At 37.5% G+C, this 20,722-nt stretch carries 16 protein-coding genes; 6 read left to right on the forward strand and 10 right to left on the reverse strand.

All coding sequences use genetic code 11. The features are described 5' to 3' along the window. Nucleotides 1-43 precede the first annotated feature (43 nt). The 7 genes from DHU68_RS01120 to DHU68_RS01150 all read right to left on the reverse strand — a co-directional run bounded on the left by DHU68_RS01120 (nucleotide 44) and on the right by DHU68_RS01150 (nucleotide 8,895). The gene (locus DHU68_RS01120; protein ID WP_108821128.1) at nucleotides 44-763 is read right to left on the reverse strand and encodes a DUF4184 family protein; all 720 of its coding nucleotides are present in this window, start codon (nucleotides 761-763) and stop codon (nucleotides 44-46) included. 99 nt (nucleotides 764-862) lie between these two features. Then, nucleotides 863-2,350: a family 16 glycoside hydrolase gene (locus DHU68_RS01125; RefSeq protein ID WP_108821129.1), complete on the reverse strand. Its 1,488-nt coding sequence runs from the start codon at nucleotides 2,348-2,350 to the stop codon at nucleotides 863-865. A 231-nt stretch (nucleotides 2,351-2,581) separates the two neighbouring features. Next, complete coding sequence (locus DHU68_RS01130) at nucleotides 2,582-4,600, reverse strand: OPT family oligopeptide transporter (protein WP_108821130.1); 2,019 nt, start codon at nucleotides 4,598-4,600, stop codon at nucleotides 2,582-2,584. Between the two features lie 136 nt (nucleotides 4,601-4,736). Continuing rightward, nucleotides 4,737-5,189, reverse strand: coding sequence for a hypothetical protein (locus DHU68_RS01135; RefSeq protein ID WP_108821131.1), 453 nt, complete (start codon nucleotides 5,187-5,189; stop codon nucleotides 4,737-4,739). Nucleotides 5,190-5,274: 85 nt separating this feature from the next. Then, nucleotides 5,275-6,507: a glycoside hydrolase family 99-like domain-containing protein gene (locus DHU68_RS01140; protein WP_108821132.1), complete on the reverse strand. Its 1,233-nt coding sequence runs from the start codon at nucleotides 6,505-6,507 to the stop codon at nucleotides 5,275-5,277. Nucleotides 6,508-6,626: 119 nt separating this feature from the next. Then, nucleotides 6,627-7,382, reverse strand: coding sequence for a ThiF family adenylyltransferase (locus DHU68_RS01145; protein WP_108821133.1), 756 nt, complete (start codon nucleotides 7,380-7,382; stop codon nucleotides 6,627-6,629). Between the two features lie 118 nt (nucleotides 7,383-7,500). Next, on the reverse strand, nucleotides 7,501-8,895 hold the full coding sequence (locus DHU68_RS01150) for an alpha-L-fucosidase (protein WP_108821134.1): 1,395 nt from the start codon (nucleotides 8,893-8,895) through the stop codon (nucleotides 7,501-7,503). 235 nt (nucleotides 8,896-9,130) lie between these two features. Here DHU68_RS01150 and purD point away from each other — a divergent pair, with 235 nt between their 5' ends. From purD to lpxA, 6 genes are all read left to right on the forward strand, one after another. Then, nucleotides 9,131-10,402 carry a phosphoribosylamine--glycine ligase gene (purD, locus tag DHU68_RS01155; RefSeq protein ID WP_108821135.1) on the forward strand — a complete coding sequence of 424 codons (1,272 nt, stop codon included), beginning with the start codon at nucleotides 9,131-9,133 and terminating at the stop codon, nucleotides 10,400-10,402. Nucleotides 10,403-10,405: 3 nt separating this feature from the next. Next, nucleotides 10,406-11,416 (forward strand): hypothetical protein, encoded by a 1,011-nt coding sequence (locus tag DHU68_RS01160; protein ID WP_108821136.1) that lies wholly within the window; start codon nucleotides 10,406-10,408, stop codon nucleotides 11,414-11,416. Between the two features lie 66 nt (nucleotides 11,417-11,482). Next, entirely contained in the window at nucleotides 11,483-11,953 is a 471-nt protein-coding gene (locus tag DHU68_RS01165; RefSeq protein ID WP_108821137.1) for a DUF4251 domain-containing protein, read from the forward strand. A gap of 122 nt (nucleotides 11,954-12,075) precedes the next feature. After that, entirely contained in the window at nucleotides 12,076-13,119 is a 1,044-nt protein-coding gene (gene lpxD / locus DHU68_RS01170) for a UDP-3-O-(3-hydroxymyristoyl)glucosamine N-acyltransferase (protein ID WP_185117489.1), read from the forward strand. 12 nt (nucleotides 13,120-13,131) lie between these two features. Continuing rightward, nucleotides 13,132-14,517 (forward strand): bifunctional UDP-3-O-[3-hydroxymyristoyl] N-acetylglucosamine deacetylase/3-hydroxyacyl-ACP dehydratase, encoded by a 1,386-nt coding sequence (locus DHU68_RS01175; protein WP_108821139.1) that lies wholly within the window; start codon nucleotides 13,132-13,134, stop codon nucleotides 14,515-14,517. Nucleotides 14,518-14,536: 19 nt separating this feature from the next. After that, nucleotides 14,537-15,322, forward strand: coding sequence for an acyl-ACP--UDP-N-acetylglucosamine O-acyltransferase (gene lpxA / locus DHU68_RS01180; protein WP_108821140.1), 786 nt, complete (start codon nucleotides 14,537-14,539; stop codon nucleotides 15,320-15,322). Between the two features lie 130 nt (nucleotides 15,323-15,452). Here lpxA and DHU68_RS01185 read toward each other — a convergent pair whose 3' ends face one another. From DHU68_RS01185 to DHU68_RS01195, 3 genes are read right to left on the reverse strand one after another with little or no spacing between them, the layout of a single operon-like run. Next, nucleotides 15,453-17,186 carry a right-handed parallel beta-helix repeat-containing protein gene (locus tag DHU68_RS01185; protein WP_108821141.1) on the reverse strand — a complete coding sequence of 578 codons (1,734 nt, stop codon included), beginning with the start codon at nucleotides 17,184-17,186 and terminating at the stop codon, nucleotides 15,453-15,455. Nucleotides 17,187-17,196: 10 nt separating this feature from the next. Beyond that, nucleotides 17,197-19,203, reverse strand: coding sequence for a glycoside hydrolase family 97 protein (locus tag DHU68_RS01190; protein ID WP_108821142.1), 2,007 nt, complete (start codon nucleotides 19,201-19,203; stop codon nucleotides 17,197-17,199). Between the two features lie 26 nt (nucleotides 19,204-19,229). After that, a complete protein-coding gene (locus DHU68_RS01195) occupies nucleotides 19,230-20,708 on the reverse strand; it encodes a sialate O-acetylesterase (protein WP_108821143.1) in 1,479 nt (492 codons plus the stop codon). Nucleotides 20,709-20,722: the final 14 nt, after the last annotated feature.

Below are 20,722 nucleotides of genomic sequence, written 5' to 3' on the forward strand. Positions count from 1 at the left end.
AGATACCATTCAGGTGTCTCTTTTCTTCTGTAAGTTAAATACACTATGAACTACTCCTAGAGCAGAACACCCTCATCAGGATTGGAGTTATCACAAGAGCTATGAAAGAGGCTGATATAGCTGTTACAATCACATGCCCATATTGCCTATAATTCAATCCGAACAATAACCTTAGAGCGACTATAAGCAAAACGATGGATACAAAAAAGATCCAGTAATAAGGATTAACTTCCGTTTTCTTAACCGAGTCATTACATGGTAGCTTCCAAATAACAAAAGCTCCCAAGAGGGTACTGCTATGTTGTAAAACCTTGTAGACAGGTACAGTTAAAATGTCACTGCTTAAAAAAGATGCTTTCTCTACAAAGAAACCCGTTTCGTGCGTAAAACTATCCCATAATAGATGAGAAAATATTCCAATCAAAGCACAAGTTACAACAACAAGCCAATTCTTTATAAAATAGTTCTTCCAATCAAAGCGGTTAAAAGGCTTCAACCTAGCCTGAAGAGTATAAGGAATATTATTATACAAACTATTCCTAATCAAACTGTGAAAAACAAATGCGATCAAAATTGTCAGAGGTAGATCGAACCAAAACACACCCAATAGTGTATGACTATAGTCACTCTGTATCCTCATCCTTATAAAGTACTCAAAATCAGGCGCCATACTTCCAATAGCCAAAGCTGTAACAGAAAACCACTTTCGCTGTACATAGAGCATTGGCAAAAAGAGAGAAGGATGAGAAAGAGTAAAAGGCATATTCTGTTCTATAATAGGAGTTAATGATAATTACTGCAATAATATAAAGAAAAAGCGAGAGCATAACGCCCTCGCTTCATTATTTAAAGATTCTGCTTATCAGAATTTAGCCTTCACATAAGGATGATTTAGCAAATAGCCTAAACTCATTTCTACACTTTCTATTGGTTTATAATCATATTGTTCTACTTCTACAACAAGGTTTTCAACACCAGCCAACTCTGCATTTTTGAATACTGTTGCAAAATCTACAAGACCACTTTCACCAAGTTCTTTACGATCTTTCACATGCAATAGTTTAAAACGTCCAGGATATCTTTTGAAATATTCAACCGGACCTTGTTGAGCCATCACAGACCAATAAATATCAAGTTCGAAGAATACCAACTCCGGATCTGTATTCTCTAACATAAAGTCATACATTACTTTTCCTTCAGGCTTAGTAGTAAACTCCGAAGCATGGTTGTGATATCCGAATTTAATTCCGGCTTGTTTACATTTCTCTCCTATTATATTAAATAAATCGCAAACTTTCTTTAGATGATCTAAAGTCTTAGGATGATGCATGCCTGGAACCACCAGATATTTCATCCCAGCTTCTTTATGAGCAGCAATACATTGATCCCACCATTTCATTGTTGCATCAGAAAACAGTTCATCCGGATTGGAAGGGATATTACCAGTATGAGAAGACAAAGACTCTAGTCCTACTGCTTCAAGTTTAGCTTTGTATTCTGCTGGCGACATACCATAAAAACGTCCATCGCCATAACTAGCAGCCTCAACTTGTTTATAACCCATATCTGCCACAGCCTTAATCACGCCGTCAAAATTGTTCTTAATATCATCTCTCAATGAATAAAGCTGCAAACCTATTGTCTTAGTAATAGGTTTAATCTTTATGTTACGGAAGGCAACCTCATCACCGTGGTCTTGTAATGCAATTTTACCTTTTTGGAATTTACCAAAGTCACTACCTTTGAATTTGCTGTTATCAACCAACTCTTTCCACTCAGCTCCACCAAGAAGCACATTTGCAGTAACAACACCGTTTAGCCAGAAAGTAACTTGTCCGTCTTTTTTCAATATTCTTACTTCATTCCATTCGCCTACTGCTTTTGGTTTTGATGTTTCTTTTGCGTCAATCAGGTCATACATTGATCCTGCCAAGTGGCTCGGATCGTGTCTGTCTGCTGCATCTATATTATCCAGAACCTGCATCTCGATACCTGTAACAAAAGCCCATCTATAATCAGGTTGCTCTTTTACTCCTATAAAGATTCCGCTATTCCCTCCTTTACTAATCTTCCATTCCATACGAAGATCGTAATTATCAAATTCTTCTTCTGTTACAATATCACCGCCTTTTTTACCTTCAGCTTTTTTAAATTTCAATTCCCCGCCATCTGTAGTCCATGCAGAAGGGAATCCGGTGCCGTTATAAGAACGCCATCCTGTGGATGTTTTTCCATCAAATAATAATTTCCAGCCTTCTTTAACTTCTTCAGCAGTTAAAGTATTGGCTTTTTGGGCATTTACTGTACCAACAGCAAACACGACCAAGAGTAATGTAAGAATTTTTCTCATTTTTAATTAATTAGATTATAGTGTTTCGATATTAGTTTATCTTCCACATATGGATAAAATGAAATTCAGACTTGGTAGTCCTAGAAAACTTCATTCTGATTCATGGTATTGCATAAAAAAAGATCTACAAATATAACTTTTCTATTGCAATTTGTAACAAGGATAAAAACAAAAAAAGAGGCAAGATTGCGAAATCTCACCTCTTCTTATATTATAAAACTTAATCAATGCTTAGTTTTTCTTTGCTTTCATCGCAGCACTTCCAAAGTAGAATATTATTGCAGCATACATAACCAATGAAAGAATTTGAGCTAAATTTCCATTTGTCCATTCATCATTCACGAAATTGAACTCGAAATAACGCAACAACGCACTTATCACACCCATCAATGCTCCACCGGCAATGAAGCCGGAGGCAATAAGAGTTCCTCTTTCTAGACGCGCCGCATTCAGATCCTGATCTTTACTACGACTACCTACATATGAGTTTATAGCACCTCCGATCAATAACGGAATATTTAAGTGGAAAGGAATAAACATACCTAAAGCAAAAGCTAGAGCCGGAACTTTCATGAAGTTGAGAACGAGAGCTATCAGGGCTCCAATTCCATAAAGCACCCAAGGCGCACGCGTTCCGGACATAAGAGGATCTATAACTGCGGCCATAGCATTAGCCTGAGGTGCAACAAGAGCACCCTCTCCTGTAAAACCAAAAGTATCGTTAAGAACAATCATCACTCCACCAACAGTCGCAGCAGAAATCAGAGTTCCCAAGAATTTCCAAGATTGCTGTTTAGCCGGAGTAGACCCTATCCAGTAGCCCACTTTAAGATCCGTAATAAAACCTCCCGCCATCGACAACGCGGTGCATACTACACCTCCGATAATCAATGCTGCAACCATTCCAGTAGTTCCTTTCAGTCCTACAGCCACCAAAATAACAGAAGCTAATATCAGTGTCATCAGCGTCATCCCCGAAACAGGATTACTTCCTACAATGGCAATTGCATTGGCTGCAACTGTAGTAAACAAGAATGCGATAATAGCAACAAGCAATATCGCTATAATTGCAAAGAACAGATTATGAATAACCCCTAACCAAAAGAATATAAATGTAGCTATCAACGCCAAGATTACTCCAATAGAGATAATCTTCATAGAAATATCACGCTGGGTGCGTTTCTCTTCTTTCGTCAATTCTTTTTTATTTCCTTTTAGTTCCTTAGATGCCAAACCTACAGCACTCTTAATGATTGGCCACGATTTAACGATACCAATTATACCCGCCATCGCTATACCTCCGATACCAATATGACGAGCCATAGTAGCAAAGATCACTTCTGGACTAGCTCCTGCAATTCCTCCAACAAGATCTCCTCCTGCTAAATACGGAGCAGGATTAATTGTCTCTAATAGTGTATCACCTAAGAATGGGAATAGAGGAACCAACACAAACCATACAAGTGCAGAACCCGCACAGATAATAGCTGCATATTTCAATCCTACAATATAACCAAGACCAAGCACCGCAGCACCTACGTTTACACTGAATAAAACTTTGGCTTTATTTGCTAAAGTCTCACCAAAAGGTAATACTCTGGAAGTAAACACTTCGGACCATGTTCCAAAGGTGGCAATAATAAAATCGTAAAGACCTCCTATCAAACCTGCAAAAATAAGTGGCTTTGCCTGATCGCCTCCTTTTTCACCCGAAACCAATACTTGAGTTGTAGCTGTTGCCTCTGGGAATGGATACTTCCCATGCATCTCTGATACAAAGTATTTACGGAAAGGTATCAGAAACAGTATACCTAATATCCCTCCAAGCAGAGAGCTGAAAAATACCTGAAAAAATTGCACAGATATTTCCGGATATTTTGCCTGTAATATATAAAGAGCCGGCAATGTAAATATAGCTCCTGCTACTATCACACCACTACTGGCTCCAATAGATTGGATAATCACATTTTCACCTAAAGCATTTTTACGCTTAGTGGCTGTTGAAAGACCTACGGCAATGATGGCAATAGGAATCGCTGCTTCGAACACCTGTCCTACTTTCAGCCCCAGATAGGCCGCAGCTGCACTAAATATCACAGCCATTACCAGTCCCCAAAACACAGACCACGGCGTTACTTCTTTATATACTTTATTGGGAGACATTATCGGCTGATACTCTTCCCCTTCTTTCAGTTCGCGGAAAGCATTTTCCGGCAATCCGGCTACTTTCTCTTCATTCTCTGTTTTCACTCGTTAGCTATTTTATTAAGATTAATTGATTTTGATACAATTGGTTCACTTTTAGAGAAACACAAAACTACGTTTTTTCTTGAAAAGAAAAAAGCCATCCTAAGATGGCTTCCTATATATTTCTAAACTTTTCTTCTTAATCGTTGTGATATGGGATATTTTTAAATTCGCACAATTCCATCACTTTTGCTTTTACAGCAAGAAGATCTTCATATTTTAACGGTAGCAAATCCAGTTTTTGTTGCTTTTGTCCTCCATTTAGCTGAAAGGTAATGTATCCCGGTCCTATATTCACTCTGCTGACATTCACCCAATCGATAGCAAAACTTTTCTTACCCGGAATATTAGATGTTATAGAGTTATTACTCATACTCAATATTGGAGCAGGCTGCCAAACCGTATTCTTAAGGATAAGAATCGCTCCTGCCACAAAGCAGAGAAGCCCTAAATAAAACAGGACATTGAAATTGTCTGCTAGCCCTTCTTTCACACAGTTATAAAGCCCGTAAGCGGCAAAGTATGAGAAGATAATAATATTAGCAACTCTTCCTTTTTTAGATATTTCGTAATTTATAGTTAATTCTTCCATAATTGTTTCTTTTTATACAAAGATGCAAAAATACAGAGATATTCTATACTTTCTTTATTCAATAAGTTTATAAAATCAACCTTTTTCACTCTACAAAAACCTTTTTAATTGCTTCCAAATATCCATAACCAAACACATTGCATGGTTGCAGATAACTTGTTTCTGTCCATTCGTTCCAGCTATTAATCGTAATCAGAGGCACCTGATCTGGATGATTATCCGCATATTCTTTTGCCATTCGGAGTGCTTTTTCGAAGTTCTCGGGAGTATTATTTTTCACAACAGCACTCTTTTCTATTCGCGGACTATTATCCCATCCCACACTGATGTGTGGATAATATTTTAGATCGAAAGTATTATCAATATGAGTCCATTCTTTTTTCACTGCGTCCATTATGGTCATGTAATCCTCATTTACATTGGTAAAGTGAGCAAATTGGTAATGCGTTGCACTCGTAAACCCTAGTTTTTTAACAAAATCATTTTGAGGGTTTGTGGTTTTACTTCCATCAAAACCACTATAGTTTACATTTACACTCCACATTGTCAGCTGTAAATCCAAACCCGGAAATCCAGCTTTTTTAGTTTCCGATTCGAACCACTTCAGTGCATCAATCGTTTCATCTATTCCACCCAAGCCCTCTATTAATTGAGGAACATCATAAATCATAAAAACGGGCTTACCATCTATGGTATAATATTGAGGATGCTTAAAGTATTTTTCTATATTACGTTTGCATATTTTCTCAAATTCCTGCCTGTCAACTTTTCCCGTCCATATGACGTTATGCTCATCAAGTCTTGAAATGCGGGTATCCCATGTGTTCACAACTTCGTGATTAGCCCACATCAGATAAAACTTCATTTTATCGACATTAGCAGCTTTCAAAAAACCATTATTAAGGGTTGTCTCCATAAAGGGGCGCCCATCGTACCAATACCAATCAAAAATAAAAACATTTACTCCATGCTTAGTTGCTGCCTCAATTTCCATTTCCATAACAGAAGGATCTGCTTCATTGATATATCCCCACAGAGGTTTACGATTCCAGTAATGTCCAGGGTAACGCTGTTGAACAGTTGCAACAGTTTCCCATTCGCCTATTCCCATAGGCCAAAACGGGCGCAGACGAGGATCATCCGACGCATAGGCTGGATACAAAAAAGCTGCTATATCATATTTTTTCTTTGGCGTGGAGGAAGCTTTCTTTTGAGCACAAACGACAGTAGTGCCTATAAATAGGAGTAATATAACAAGCGAGAATTTATAAACTATTCTTTTTACTAATTTTTCTCGTTTATAGCCAGACTCTTTCATGGTATAAAATATTAAGGTTAGTTACATTGAGCATTTTCTCAAAGATACAAACCTTAAAATATTTTCTCCCCTATTATTAATACAAAAGCATTAAAGAATATAAAATTTAAAGACCTCGTCTATTTACAAATATCTTTAATAACCAAGCCCGCTAGAGTAAAACCAAAAATGGCAGTTATATGAACTAACGTGCCGTTGATTTGAGCTTTTTTACTAGGATTGTCTAGTTTCAACAAAGCAGATCGTTTCGATTCGTCTGTCTCGTAAACATCACCTTTATTTTCCAACAATTCGTCACTATAGACACACAAGAACTTCTTGGAAGGCTTAGTTCCTTCTTTCATCTTTCGTCTAAGAGCTGCTGCCAAAGGACAACCTTGTACCTTCCAAAATTCTGCAACTTTGATTCGCGTAGGATCCATCTTAAGGGCTGCACCCATCGAGGAAAAAAGCTTCGCTTTGGTGCGTGTTGCTGTACGGATCAAATGGACTTTATATTTAAGACTGTCTATTGCATCGATTATATAATCATACGAGTCGAGTTGATACGACTCGTATGTATCTTCGTTATACACATCTGCTATAGCTGTAATTTCGGCTTCAGGATTAATATCCAATAATCTTTCTTTCAGAGCATCTACCTTATTTATCCCTATGGTTTTAGTAGTAGCCATCAACTGTCTGTTGATATTTGTTTCACATACCTTATCGGCATCAACAATAGTCAGATGTTTCACTCCAACCCTGATTAAACTTTCGGCACACCAGCTTCCGACTCCCCCTACACCAAACAATATAACTCGTACCTGTCTGAGATCATTCATCTTATCTTGTCCAAGTAATCTTTCTGTACGATCAAAAATATCGCTATACATAATTGTATTAAATGTTTTATTTTTCAGGGGGACAAAAATACAACAAATTAGCTATAACACATTTGGTTGTGTTATATTTCTATCAATATTAACAATAGAGCCGGAAGCTTGGAAGTCCTTACTCTAGTACCAGTTCAATCACTGGTATTTCTACATTCGGACGCTCTACCGGAAGCTGAATAAACACATCGTCACTCTGACCGAACTCCGTCATATTGCCTCCTCCGGCTTCTATACCCGACACTTTAGGACTGCTAAACTTAAGCTCTGAATCATCATTGAGAAGTTGGGCATATTTGAATTTCCCCTTATAGCCTTTTAGCTGAAGAGATTTGAAAGGCCACTCTAAGACATGAATATACAGTCTTTTCTTTTCAGGATTATAAGTTAAGAAGCAGTTCTGCGGTCTAGAAAATTCGTCGGGAGCTTGCGTACATCCATATATTGATCTGCTATGAAATTTCATCCACTGAGCAATAGCATCAAGTCTTTCGTTTGCCCTATCATCAAAAACACCTCTTGCTGTTGGTCCTACATTTAATAATAAATTACCTCCTTTGCTAACTGTTTCTATCAACATCGTTATCAACTGATGAGGGCTTTTCCATGTATATTCGTCACGATAATAGCCCCACGAACCTGAAAATGTCTGACATGTCTCCCAAGGGATTCTCTCTCCGTTCAGCGTAGGCCATTCGCTTGGCATAAATTGTTCGGGCGTAAAATAATCCCATCCCCATGTCGTATGGTTCAGGTCCATTCTATTGTCTACGATAACATTAGGCATCAGGCTACGCACATGTTTCAACAAAGACTCAGAGTCCCATTCTTTATGTCCTTTACCGCCTTCTCCCGGATACGAAAAATCGAGAAAGAGTTCATCTATTTGCCCGAACTCAGTCAATAACTCTGTCAGTTGATCTTTCATGTATTGGCGATACTTCGTCATATCACGATTTTTATTCTCCTCTTTCCAATTTTCCGGTTTATCGGGATGCATATTATCGTATGTAAAGTGCGGATGATGCCAATCGATCAACGAATAATAAAAACCGATCCGAATGCCCTCCGCTCTGAATGCATCTACAAAAGGTTTTAGAATATCTTTTCCGTATGGTGTATTCGTTATTTTATAGTCCGTATGCTTAGTATCCCACATACAAAAACCGTCATGATGCTTTGTCGTCAATACAACATATTTCATTCCTGCAGCTTTAGCCTTTGCTGCCCATTCTTTCGGGTCATAAAGATCCGGATTGAAAAGTTCCTGATATTTTTTATACTCTGATTTAGAGATACGCTCACGGTTCTGTACCCACTCGTGGCGGGCAGGTAATGCATATATGCCCCAATGAATAAACATCCCAAAGCGGTCGTGTGTCCACCACTCCATCCGTTTTTCCTTTTCAGCTTTTGTTTCTTTTGCCCACGACGGAACATTTTCTTCCTGAGCATGAATCACGAAAGAAAAAGAAGTAAAGAGTAAAATAAGCGATACGATAGTCTTTTTCATAATACGATTTTAGGTTAGAGTTATATTGGAATTTATACTAATCATAACATTTTAGGGCATTCACATAAAATCAAAAACGTATATATTATCCAAAGAAGCGACAAGGGGCTTGCAACCTGTTATTGCGCAATGGATAATAGCATACACAAGATCAGTGCAAATTACAAAAAAAAATGTCCCTACAAAAAAATAATCATGTATCTTTGCTTACTAAACAAAATACTAACATTACCATATGAACATTTTATTATTAGGAAGCGGAGGACGCGAAAATGCTTTAGCATGGAAGATCAAACAAAGCTCGAAAGTAGACAATCTTTATGTTGCACCGGGAAATGCGGGAACACATCTGATTGCTCAAAACATTGACCTTTCTTCAACAGATTTTCCTGCCATAAAAGACTTCGTTTTAAACAATGATATTCACATGGTAGTAGTTGGACCAGAAGAACCTTTAGTGAGAGGAATCTATGATTTTTTCATAAATGATGAAACGATCAAACACATTCCGGTTATAGGTCCATCAAAAGAAGGCGCTCAACTAGAAGGAAGTAAAGACTTCGCTAAACAGTTCATGGCTCGTCACTCTATCCCTACAGCAAAGTACCAGAGCTTTACTTTAGATCAACTAAACGATGCGTATGCTTTTCTTGAACAACTGGAAGCACCTTACGTACTCAAAGCAGACGGTTTAGCCGCAGGAAAAGGTGTATTAATCATCAATGACCTAGACGAAGCTAAAAAAGAACTGAAAGAAATGCTTAGCGGAATGTTTGGAGATGCAAGCAAGACTGTTGTAATAGAAGAGTTTCTTTCGGGTATCGAATGCTCTGTTTTTGTTCTTACAGATGGTGAATCTTATAAAATACTTCCTGTAGCCAAAGACTATAAACGAATAGGAGAAGGCGATACAGGACTAAACACGGGAGGTATGGGAGCTGTTTCTCCTGTATCATTTGCTGATGATGTTTTCATGCAAAAAGTAGAGCAGCGCATTGTTATCCCGACTGTAGAAGGTCTGAAAAAAGATAAAATCGACTATAAAGGGTTCATCTTCCTTGGCCTGATTGAGGTAAAAGGAGAACCTATGGTAATAGAATACAATGTGAGAATGGGAGACCCCGAGACTGAGGTGGTAATGCCACGCATCAAATCTGACTTTGTTGATTTACTAGAAGGGGTTGCGACTAAGACTCTACATGAAAAGGACTTAGAGATTGACAGCAGATATGCCGTTACTGTTATGCTTGTTTCAGGAGGTTATCCTGGTGATTATGAGAAAGGCAAAGAAATAACAGGATTGCAGTCTGTTACAGACAGTATTCTTTTCCATGCAGGCACAAAATTATCTGACGATAAAGTTTTAACAAACGGAGGGCGTGTTATAGCTATCAGTTCGTATGGAAATACAAAAGAAGAAGCCCTTAACCTATCGTTCAAAAATGCTGAAAAAATAACATACGATAAAAAATATTATAGAAAAGATATAGGATTCGACCTAAAATAATAAATGGCAGCAGCACCTCGATTTTATAGAAAATATATTGCTACAGGAAACGGCTTCCTGTTCTTTGCCATTTTCTATGCCATTTTCATCCGCTGCTTCTATTTTCTAAACTTTGGTGCTCCGGTAACTAACAATGGCGAGAATTACCTATGGGATCCTATAGCTGACTGGTTTAATAATGGTTATATCTCACTGGCTTGTAGTTCTATCATTGTTGCAATTATCGCATTTCTGGCTGCACACATCAACAATAAATACCTGCTGATAAGGCAAAAGACATTATTACCATCAGCTTTTATCATACTGCTTTTCAGCAGTCAGCCTTCGTTCGTATGCATGTCGGGAGAATTTATCAGTGCATTAATCACAGTGTTTATCCTGTCGATGTTATTTGCATCATACAATATCGAGCGCAAACAAGATATAGCATTCCAAGCGAGCTTTATGCTAGCTTTGTCTAGTCTATTTTCTATCTCAGCTATTATTTACCTTCCTATATTATGGGTGGGAATGGCAGTTATAAGATCATTTAACTTCAGAGCTTTTCTTGCTTCTATACTAGGTATATTTATCATATATTTCCCTGCTTTTTCCTGGTTCTTACTAACAGACCAGCTGCAGGACTTTCTCACTCCTATTACAAATACTTTTGCATCTAATTTCTCCACCATACCTATCCTTTCTTATAATATTAATGAGTGGGTAATTCTAGCCTGCGGACTATTATTATTGCTGATTACAATCAGTGACTACTATATCAACCGCCACAAGGATAGAATAAAGATTAGGAACTACTTTAATCTGCTTTTTACATTAGTTATTTATACTTTTATCATATTCCTCTTTTTGAATATTAATTCGCATTTGCATCTATTTGCTATTTTCACAGCCGGTGCTTTTATGCTCTCACACTTTTTTGCATTGGTGGAAACGAGAACCGGAAACATCCTCTTTTATTTTGTCTTATTACTATATCTAGCAGTAAGTCTTTCTCCCTTTTTTATAACAGGATGAACATTTTATAGGCAGTAGCGTTTAATAATTAATCTTTTACGCTAATTTAATGAAAGGACCACAAACATGAGAAACATTTTCATTTTTACACTCTTCAGTTTTTTTCTTTTTAGTTGTAAAACGAGTGATGGTCTATCTAAAGAGCAAAAAATTGCTCAAATGACAGAAAAGATAGAGGGTCAAGCATATATTTTCAACGCACAAAAGGCTCTACCTTTAGCCGGACGCTCTGTTGACATAAACTACAGCTATCAATTAAAAGTTTCTAAAGACACTATCTCGGCCTATCTCCCTTATTTTGGAAGAGCATATACAGCTCCTATATCTAATGATGATGCCGGAGTAAAATTCACTAGTACAGATTTCGAGTATTCTCTCAGCCCTGAGAAAAATGGCACTTGGAATATCAAAATCAAGATAAATGACAGCCAATCAAAATATCGCCTTTTCTTAAAGATTGGCAATAGCGGGAAGGCTACATTAAATGTTCAAGACAATAGAAGGCAATCTATTTCCTATTATGGGCAAATAGAATAAATAATATTATTTCAGATTCTTTCACCGTTTTTTAGGGATAAAAGTCATATATTTGGAAAATTATTATTTATTTCGCATTCCTGAAAAGGAAAGCCAAATATTTTTTGAATATTTTTATGCATATATCCTTCACTGCAGAGCAAATTGCTACAGTATTAAACGGGACGATAGAAGGCGACTCTTCTGTCGTAGTAAATAATTTTTCCAAGATAGAAGAAGGAAAGCCAGGCACTTTAACATTTCTAGCAAATCCGAAATATACACATTACATATATACTACAGAAGCGAGTATTGTGCTAGTGAATAACGATTTTAAAGCAGAGCATCCTATAAAGGCTACTTTAATTCGTTGTTTTAATGCGTATGCAGCTTTGGCTATTTTGTTAGATCTCGTAGAAAAGTCGAAACCTCAGAAAAGTGGAATAGAACAAATGTCTCACATTGCATCAAGTGCTAAACTGGGGGAGAATGTTTATATCGGGTCCTTCGCCTACATTGCTGATAATGTGAAAATTGGAGATAATTCGAAAATATATCCACAAGTATATATTGGCGAAAATGTTGAAATTGGAACTAATACAACTATATATCCTGGAGTAAAAATTTATTCCGGCTGTAAACTAGGTAGCAACTGTATCATACATGCGGGAACTGTAATCGGAAGCGATGGCTTTGGTTTTGCTCCTCAAGACGATGGTACCTATAAAAAAATACCTCAGTTGGGTATTGTTATTGTAGAAGATGATGTTGAAATAGGAGCTAACACAACTATTGACAGAGCTGTTATGGATGCAACAATTGTCCGTAAAGGGGTTAAACTAGATAATCTTATACAGGTTGCTCATAATGTTGAAATTGGAGAAAACACTGTGATGGCTGCCCAAGTAGGGATATCGGGTTCTACAAAAGTAGGGAAACAGTGTATGATTGGAGGTCAAGTAGGATTGGGCGGACATATTTCAATTGGAGATAATGTCAATATTGGAGCACAATCGGGCATCATTAGTAATATAAAACCTGATGCTAAAATTTTAGGATCACCAGCGATTCCTGTAAAAGATTTCTTCAGATCAAGTGTTGTATTTCCAAAACTACCTGAAATATATCGTCAATTAGCTCAATTACAAAAAGAAATTGAGGAACTCAAATCGAACCAAAATAAATAGTAAAGCATAGAAATGAGCAAACAACATACGCTTAAAGGCAGTTTCACGCTAAACGGAAAAGGTTTACATACAGGACTACCTATCACTATCACATTCAATCCAGCACCAGATAATTTCGGATACAAAATAAAAAGAATAGACCTTGAAGGGCAACCTGTCATCGATGCAATCGCTGAAAATGTAGGAAACACCCAACGAGGAACAGTACTAATCAAAGATAATGTTTTCATTAGTACAATCGAACATGCAATGGCCGCTCTTTATGCATTGAGAGTAGACAATTGTTTGATTGAAGTAAATGCTCCTGAATTCCCTATTCTAGACGGTAGTTCTATTCAATACGTAAATGAAATAAGAAGAGTAGGATTACAAGAACAGACGGAAGAAAGAGACTATTTCATCGTACGCCACAAAATGGAGGTAGTAGACGAAGAAACCGGATCGAAATTGACATTATTACCAGACGATCGTTTTTGTATCAATTCTTTTATTGAGTTTGAATCAAAATACATCCCAAATCAATCGGCAACACTAGAACATCTTGATGATTTCGAAACCGAAATTGCAAACTCAAGAACGTTTGTTTTTGTTCGTGAAATACAGAAGCTTAGAGATGCAGGACTTATAAAAGGAGGTGACCTGGATAATGCGATTGTAATATACGAGCGTCAAATATCTCAGGAAGATCTTGACAGCTTAGCTGACTTGCTTGGAGTTCCACACAAGGATGCATCTGAGTTAGGATATTTAAACAATAAGCAAATTTATTACCCTAACGAACCGGCAAGACATAAGCTTCTTGATATCATCGGAGATATGGCTTTGATAGGCAAGCCAATCAAAGGACGTATCATTGCAACACGCCCTGGACATAAAATAAACAACAAACTGGCACGTTTAATTCGTAAGCAATTAAAATTAAACGAAGTGCAGCCTCCTATCTACAACCCAAACCAAGAACCTGTATTCGACATCAATCGTATCAAGGAATTACTACCTCACAGATATCCATTCCTTATGGTTGATAAGGTTATTGAAATTGGAGAAAAGTATATTGTCGGTATTAAAAATATAACAACTAACGAACCATTCTTCCAAGGGCATTTCCCGCAAGAACCTGTAATGCCCGGAGTTCTTCAGGTAGAAGCCATGGCTCAGGTGGGAGGTTTACTTGTTTTATCTCAAATAGAAGAACCTGAAAAGTATTCTACTTATTTTCTAAAAATAGACAATGTCAAGTTTAGAAATAAAGTAGTCCCTGGTGATACTCTGGTGTTCAGACTAAACTTAATTTCTGAAATACGAAGAGGTATAGCAATCATGAAAGGCTATGCTTTCATCGGAGATAAATTAGTATCTGAAGCAGAGTTTACGGCTCAAATCATTAAGAATAAATAAACTATCAGTTTTATTATATATGTCAAATATATCTAACCAAGCATTCATTCATCCTGAAGCTAAATTAGGAGAAAATGTTATTGTTGAAGCTTTTGCTTTTATTGACAGAAATGTTGAGATAGGCGATGGTTGTCATATAATGTCTGGAGCGAATATAAGATCCGGATCTCGTATGGGCAAAAACTGTCGTGTTTTTCCCGGAGCTGTAGTAGCCGGAATCCCTCAAGACCTGAAATTTAAAGGAGAGGAAACTCTTGCAATCGTAGGAGATAATACCACTATAAGAGAATGCGTCACTATAAATAGGGGTACTGCATCTAAAGGTCATACCACAGTAGGTAACAACTGTTTGTTAATGGCATATAGCCACGTAGCGCACGATTGCGAAGTAAACGACTTTGTTATCTTAGGAAATGCAACACAACTGGCTGGAGAAGTAGAAGTAGATCACCACGCTATTTTGAGTGGAGGAACTTTAGTTCACCAATTTACCCGAATCGGAGCACATGTAATGATACAAGGAGGAACCCGCTTGGGCAAAGATATCCCTCCATATATTATTGCAGGACGCGAGCCGGTTTGCTATTCAGGGGTAAACCTTATTGGGCTAAGAAGACATGCTTTCTCAAATGAGAAAATCAATGAGATCCAAGAAATATACAGGACTATTTATCAATCAGGATTTAATGTTTCTGATGCAATGAATAAAATTGAGAAAGATTTTGAAGAAACTCCAGAGATGAAAATCATTGTTGATTTTGTTAAGAATTCTCCACGAGGAATTGTCAGAGGATACATGGGATAATTTCCCCTACTAATATATCTAAAAAGCTCAGACTATGGTTATAGTCTGAGCTTTTTATTAAGTAAAACCCAAGTCATAAAAGAACGACTTGGGCTTCACCACTTCTAATCAAACTATTAACTTTAAAGAACTATTCTTCGATTGTTATATTATCGCTTGTTGTTATTGCAAACCGCCTCGTTTCGTCTCTAACATATTCATACTTATCTGACATTTCTACTTTATTATTTTTAAAAGTGAATCCGTCAACACAGTATAAGTATGCAATACAAGGATCAAAGATTTTGAATGTATTATTTTCGACCTTAATATTTCTATGATAACGACTTGTTTCTCTGTCTTTATCTATACGTGTACCTACTCCGATACAGCCAATACCCCATGTGTCATTTCCAAAATTACAGTTATCAAAGACATTATTAGTGATTGTCACATCACGTACCCCCGATTGTTCGTACCAGTAATAGCCATCACCTTCGAATAGGATTGCAGAACCCGGAGTGTGGAAATAGTTCTTATCAATTACTATTTTACCTCTCGACCCTAACAATAATCCTCTGGCTCTGTTATTTTGAATAGTACATCCTTGAATCAGAACTTCAGGAAAGAAATCTACATTAGCTACAGGGTCTTTTAATTTGGCTTCGGCAGGTATTGCCTCAGTAAATGTAACAAGCGTTGTTTCCTTATTAAGACGTCTCACATCAGCAACTGTACGTGTACCCATAGAGATTAAGCTCCTAGAGTCTTCGAACTCTAAAGTCATTCCTTTCTTTATAAAATCGAATCCATGTTGCTGACGATGTTTCAATCTTACAATAATCTCGGTAGGTGAAACGATTTTGTCAATCACAGCATAGATACCATGTATATTTGTAGCATCGTCTTTTTGATTTTCGAATAAACAATCAATCATTCTTAAGTATCCCGAGCAGTTCACAAAATGAGTAGCATCAGCTGTAGCACTAATCATGCGACCTCCATCAGGACGAGGAGAAACAAACACCTTATTCAGTTCAATGTCTTTTGTTCGTTGTGCAATAACGCCCATTCCTCCACAATGGTAGATATTAATATTTTCAAGAAGTACATTCTCTGAATCTGATATGGTAAACGCAGGAATCAATCTGTTGGCCGCACCAAATACGATGATATTGCCATTGCGCCCTACTACACCTTCCTCATATACTCTGACTACATCATCGCTTAATTTTTCAGCTTGCAAAGCTCCTTTCCACAACCAGCGGTCGAAAGCCTTAAATTCTGTTTCTCTCTTTTCTGTATTAAATTCAAGCAAACTGCCATAAGGATAAACTGTTCCGTTGGCGTCCTTGAAACGTAGAGCTTCACTTCTTACTTCATAAGGAAACTCGTCACTAAAGGTAAGGTCTACATAACCTTTTCCGCTGCCAACAATAACCCCTTCCGAGTGGAATGGTCGCTTATAGTCAATCTTAAGATTGCGTATTGTAACCGACTTAGAATTATCAAGTAAGAATGGACAAACAAAACCCTCTAATATGAATTCAGAATCATTTCCTTCTATTTCGAGACCATCGACACCCGTAAGATCGAAAAGGAAAGCTTTTAACCCGGCATCATTATTACTCACAAATACATATTTTTCGGATGCATAAGAAGGTGTAACTCGATAGGTAGCTTTAGGAAAGACAAGCTTGCTGACCTTATTTTTCTTACAATATTCTAAAGCATCCCTGATAGCCAAAGTTGCATCAAAGGTTGACGACTTGAGAGAGTCTGCCTCTATGTAGTCTGCCATATTTACTTCCTTTACTATTTGTTCGCAAGAAGTATTAAATAACATACAACATAAGGTAATCAGTACAAATATTATTTTTTTCATCCTATTTTAGTTATTTAGTTCTCGTTAGTTTAGCGATATACCCTCCTCCTTTAGTCATCTTAGCTGACAATTTCTTCGAAGAGCTTAATTTTAGAGATGTTTTTTTATAATCAGAAGCTACCTTATCTGCATTTACCCCATCCTCGAATATTTCTACCTCATATTCCCCGTCAGACAAAAACGACAAATCAAGATTCAGTTCTCTGCTATTCCAGTCGGTAAGCGAAGCCACATACCACACATCGCCACTGCGGCGGGCAATAGAGATATATTCGCCTATTTTTCCGTTCAGCGCAACCGTCTCATCCCAAACAGTAGGAATAGATGTGATAAAATCGGTACACTCTTGCTCTTTCTCATAGTTGCTAGGACTGTCGCAAAGCATATTTAGAGGAGACTCTAATATCACATAAAGAGCCAATTGTCGGCATCGTGTACCCTGACTCATCGGTTCGGTATATATGGGCTTATAGTTCTTCTTTATCGCGTTACGCATCGCTCCTTGCGTATAATCTAAAGGTCCTGCCACCATTCTGATGAATGGTATAGTTACATCATATACCACCTGATCGGTAGTATCCACTGCCCATTTCATTTCCTCGAGTCCATGCACTCCTTCAAAATTCAAGACATTAGGGTAAGTTCGCTGCAAACCGGTAGGTTTATAGCTTCCATGAAAATTGACCAATAGATTATATTTTGCAGCTATAGCAGCAGCATCTCTATGAAACTTCACCATTTTTTGATCGTCCCGATCCATAAAGTCAAGCTTAAACCCTTTGACTCCTTTTGCCGAGTAGTGCTTACAAATCCCTTCAATATCTTTATTAAATCCATAATATCCAGCCCATAAAATGATCCCTACATTGCGTTCTTTAGCATAAGCAATTAAACCATCCAAGTCTATTTCAGGAACAACCTGATACAGATCAGCAATATTAGGAACAGACCAACCTTCGTCTAAAATGACATATTCAATCCCGTTTTTGGAAGCGAAATCGATATAGTATTTATATGTTTCATTATTGATCCCCGTTTCGAAGTCAACTCCATACAGATTCCAGTTATTCCACCAGTCCCAAGCTACCTTCCCTGGTTTTATCCAAGACGTATCATCTACTTTTGATGCCGAAGCCAGCTTGTACACTATGTCGCTATTTGCTAATTCATGATCTTCTTCAGCAATAATGACTGTTCGCCAAGGAAACTCTGTAGGTCCATCAACCTTTGCAATAAAAGATTCTCTTTCTGTAACTTCACCCGAAAGACCCCTTACGGCAATTTTCTCTGCTTTGGGATAAGTTGCAAAAACGCCTTTTATAGAAAGGGAATTATCCGAATTCCACAGATACATTCCAGGATAGTCCATCAAATCGGCTTCTGTAATGCAAAGTTTTTTCCCATTATTAGCCTCAACCACAACAGGTGCATAAGATATTCGCTTGTTATCCCATTCCGAAACATTCAAATGCGTGTATGTGTTTTGGAAAGCACTGTAAAATTGAGACTCAATAGATCCATCCTTTCTTCTGGCTTTGGAGTATGAAATATATACCTTCTGATCGGAAGGAAGATTAAATTTAGCAATCTCATCCTGAATAACTAAAGGCTTATTTTGTGTATATACGAAACGATAGGCCACACCATCTTCATAAGCTCTGAAAATCACATCATAACCTCCTTTGAATTGTATTGTTAGTTCGTTATAACGATTCTCAATTTCTTTTTTCTTATAAATAGCCGTAGTTATTTTTTCATCTACCGATTTCGTTTTAGCTTTTGCTATTTTAGGATTTATACCAAATCCACCTCCTCCCTGAAACAGCAGGGCAATAGGAGAATTAGCAATCATTTCACTTCCTTCGTGAGATACTGCATACTGTATTTTCTCTTTATCAACTTCTACTTTGACTTCAATCTGACCATCAGGTGATTTCAGCGAGTAGTTTTTTTGAGCAAATATAAAGTTTGTTGTAATGCACAAAAGGAAGAAAGAGATGAATGTTAATCTTTTCATTTTCGAACGGTTAAATCTATTATTTACTATTTAGGTTTAAATATTTCTTCTTGGGGAATCTCCCAATTATCTGTTCTGAATGGTAATAATGGAATGCCAAATGTTGTTACTACATTAGCTTCCGAAAAGTTTGTAAAAGCATATCGAACCGCAACCGGATCAGAAACCTGATCGGACGAAACTTCTATCTGGTTTTTCCACCAAAGAAATCTGGCTTTTGCCGGATAGAATTTTTGGTCTTCTCCTGCTATTTCAAAACCTTTAATAGCCATTACCCCAGTATCAGTAAATCCTGCCAAGCTGTTAGGTTCCATAGCATCGCCCGAAGTAGATACATTATTGAAAGAAAGCAATATGCCTTTTTCTGTTTTCTCCATGCTCTTATAGGTAGGTGATCCAAGAGGAAGTCCAGATATATTATAATCTCTGCTCAAAGCCAAGAATGCCAATCTCTGTCCTACTTCTTCTTTGAAAGGAGGATGTATATTTGTGGGATGTCCTATGTCTGTAGAGCCGGCGATACCTGTATATGGTACTTCAGATACTACCTGAGTCTGAGCTTCAATCGTCAATGCCAATGAGCGGTAGTTTGGACCATCGTAGTTGAAAGGCGCAAGTTGTACCATGTAAAATGGCATTTTCTCATCACCCCACAATTTTCTCCATAGAGAAATCATCGATTTATGTAATTCTTTGTAATCAAAATAAGCTTCTCTGTTAGATTCTCCCTGATACCAGATAAATCCTTTAGCTGTATAGTTTATCAAAGGAAGAACCATTCCATTGAACAGACGTGCAGGCTTGGATTCATCTCCTTTGCCCGAAAAAGCTAAGTCTTGTCTGATACCCGCTGTATTCTTTATGCTCTCTTCGGACATCCATGCTTCTATTTTAGAACCTCCCCAATTGGTAGTAATAAGGCCGATAGGAATATCTAATGCTTGATTCAACACACGTCCGAAATAATATGCAACAGCAGAGAACGAACTAACCGATTCGTAGTTAGATACCAGCCATTTTCCTCCTTTACAGTCAGTCTGAGGTTCATCTACAGAATTTCTTTGCACTGTAAACATTCTGATATTTGGGTATTTCGGTGCTTCAAGAATTGCTTCAAGTCCTCCTTTATTAGGTTGATTGATGAAGCCACACATAGGAAACTCCATGTTTGACTGACCAGAACAGATCCAAACCTCGCCTAAAAGAATATCTCTGAGGACAAGTTCTTCTCCGTCACTAATCGTAATCGTATAAGGTCCTCCGGCATCGCCCGTAGAAACGGTAGCAATCCAGTTACCATCCTTATCGGACTTAGCCTTGTAAGTTTGATTGTTCCATGAAGTTGTAATGGTTACATCTTTTTTCAGTGTGGTACTTCCCCAAAGCTTCACTTCGGTATTACGTTGCAACACCATATGGTCTCCAACAAGTAGGGGTAATTCGATCTTTGCAAAAACTGAAGATACAGCTAGCAAACAGGCAAACAATAACATTAATTTTTTCATACAATAAGATTTAA

The sequence above is a fragment of the Dysgonomonas sp. Marseille-P4361 genome (assembly GCF_900343125.1).
Lineage (GTDB): Bacteria > Bacteroidota > Bacteroidia > Bacteroidales > Dysgonomonadaceae > Dysgonomonas.

Coding starts and splice junctions, on each gene's coding strand:
- DHU68_RS01160 (WP_108821136.1), top strand. CDS start 10,406: ATGGCAGCAGCACCTCGATTTTATAGAAAATATATTGCTACAGGAAAC.
- DHU68_RS01175 (WP_108821139.1), top strand. CDS start 13,132: ATGAGCAAACAACATACGCTTAAAGGCAGTTTCACGCTAAACGGAAAA.
- DHU68_RS01190 (WP_108821142.1), bottom strand. CDS start 19,203: ATGAAAAGATTAACATTCATCTCTTTCTTCCTTTTGTGCATTACAACA.
- DHU68_RS01125 (WP_108821129.1), bottom strand. CDS start 2,350: ATGAGAAAAATTCTTACATTACTCTTGGTCGTGTTTGCTGTTGGTACA.
- DHU68_RS01195 (WP_108821143.1), bottom strand. CDS start 20,708: ATGAAAAAATTAATGTTATTGTTTGCCTGTTTGCTAGCTGTATCTTCA.
- DHU68_RS01150 (WP_108821134.1), bottom strand. CDS start 8,895: ATGAAAAAGACTATCGTATCGCTTATTTTACTCTTTACTTCTTTTTCT.
- DHU68_RS01120 (WP_108821128.1), bottom strand. CDS start 763: ATGCCTTTTACTCTTTCTCATCCTTCTCTCTTTTTGCCAATGCTCTAT.
- DHU68_RS01135 (WP_108821131.1), bottom strand. CDS start 5,189: ATGGAAGAATTAACTATAAATTACGAAATATCTAAAAAAGGAAGAGTT.
- DHU68_RS01185 (WP_108821141.1), bottom strand. CDS start 17,186: ATGAAAAAAATAATATTTGTACTGATTACCTTATGTTGTATGTTATTT.
- lpxA (WP_108821140.1), top strand. CDS start 14,537: ATGTCAAATATATCTAACCAAGCATTCATTCATCCTGAAGCTAAATTA.
- DHU68_RS01165 (WP_108821137.1), top strand. CDS start 11,483: ATGAGAAACATTTTCATTTTTACACTCTTCAGTTTTTTTCTTTTTAGT.
- purD (WP_108821135.1), top strand. CDS start 9,131: ATGAACATTTTATTATTAGGAAGCGGAGGACGCGAAAATGCTTTAGCA.
- DHU68_RS01145 (WP_108821133.1), bottom strand. CDS start 7,382: ATGTATAGCGATATTTTTGATCGTACAGAAAGATTACTTGGACAAGAT.
- DHU68_RS01140 (WP_108821132.1), bottom strand. CDS start 6,507: ATGAAAGAGTCTGGCTATAAACGAGAAAAATTAGTAAAAAGAATAGTT.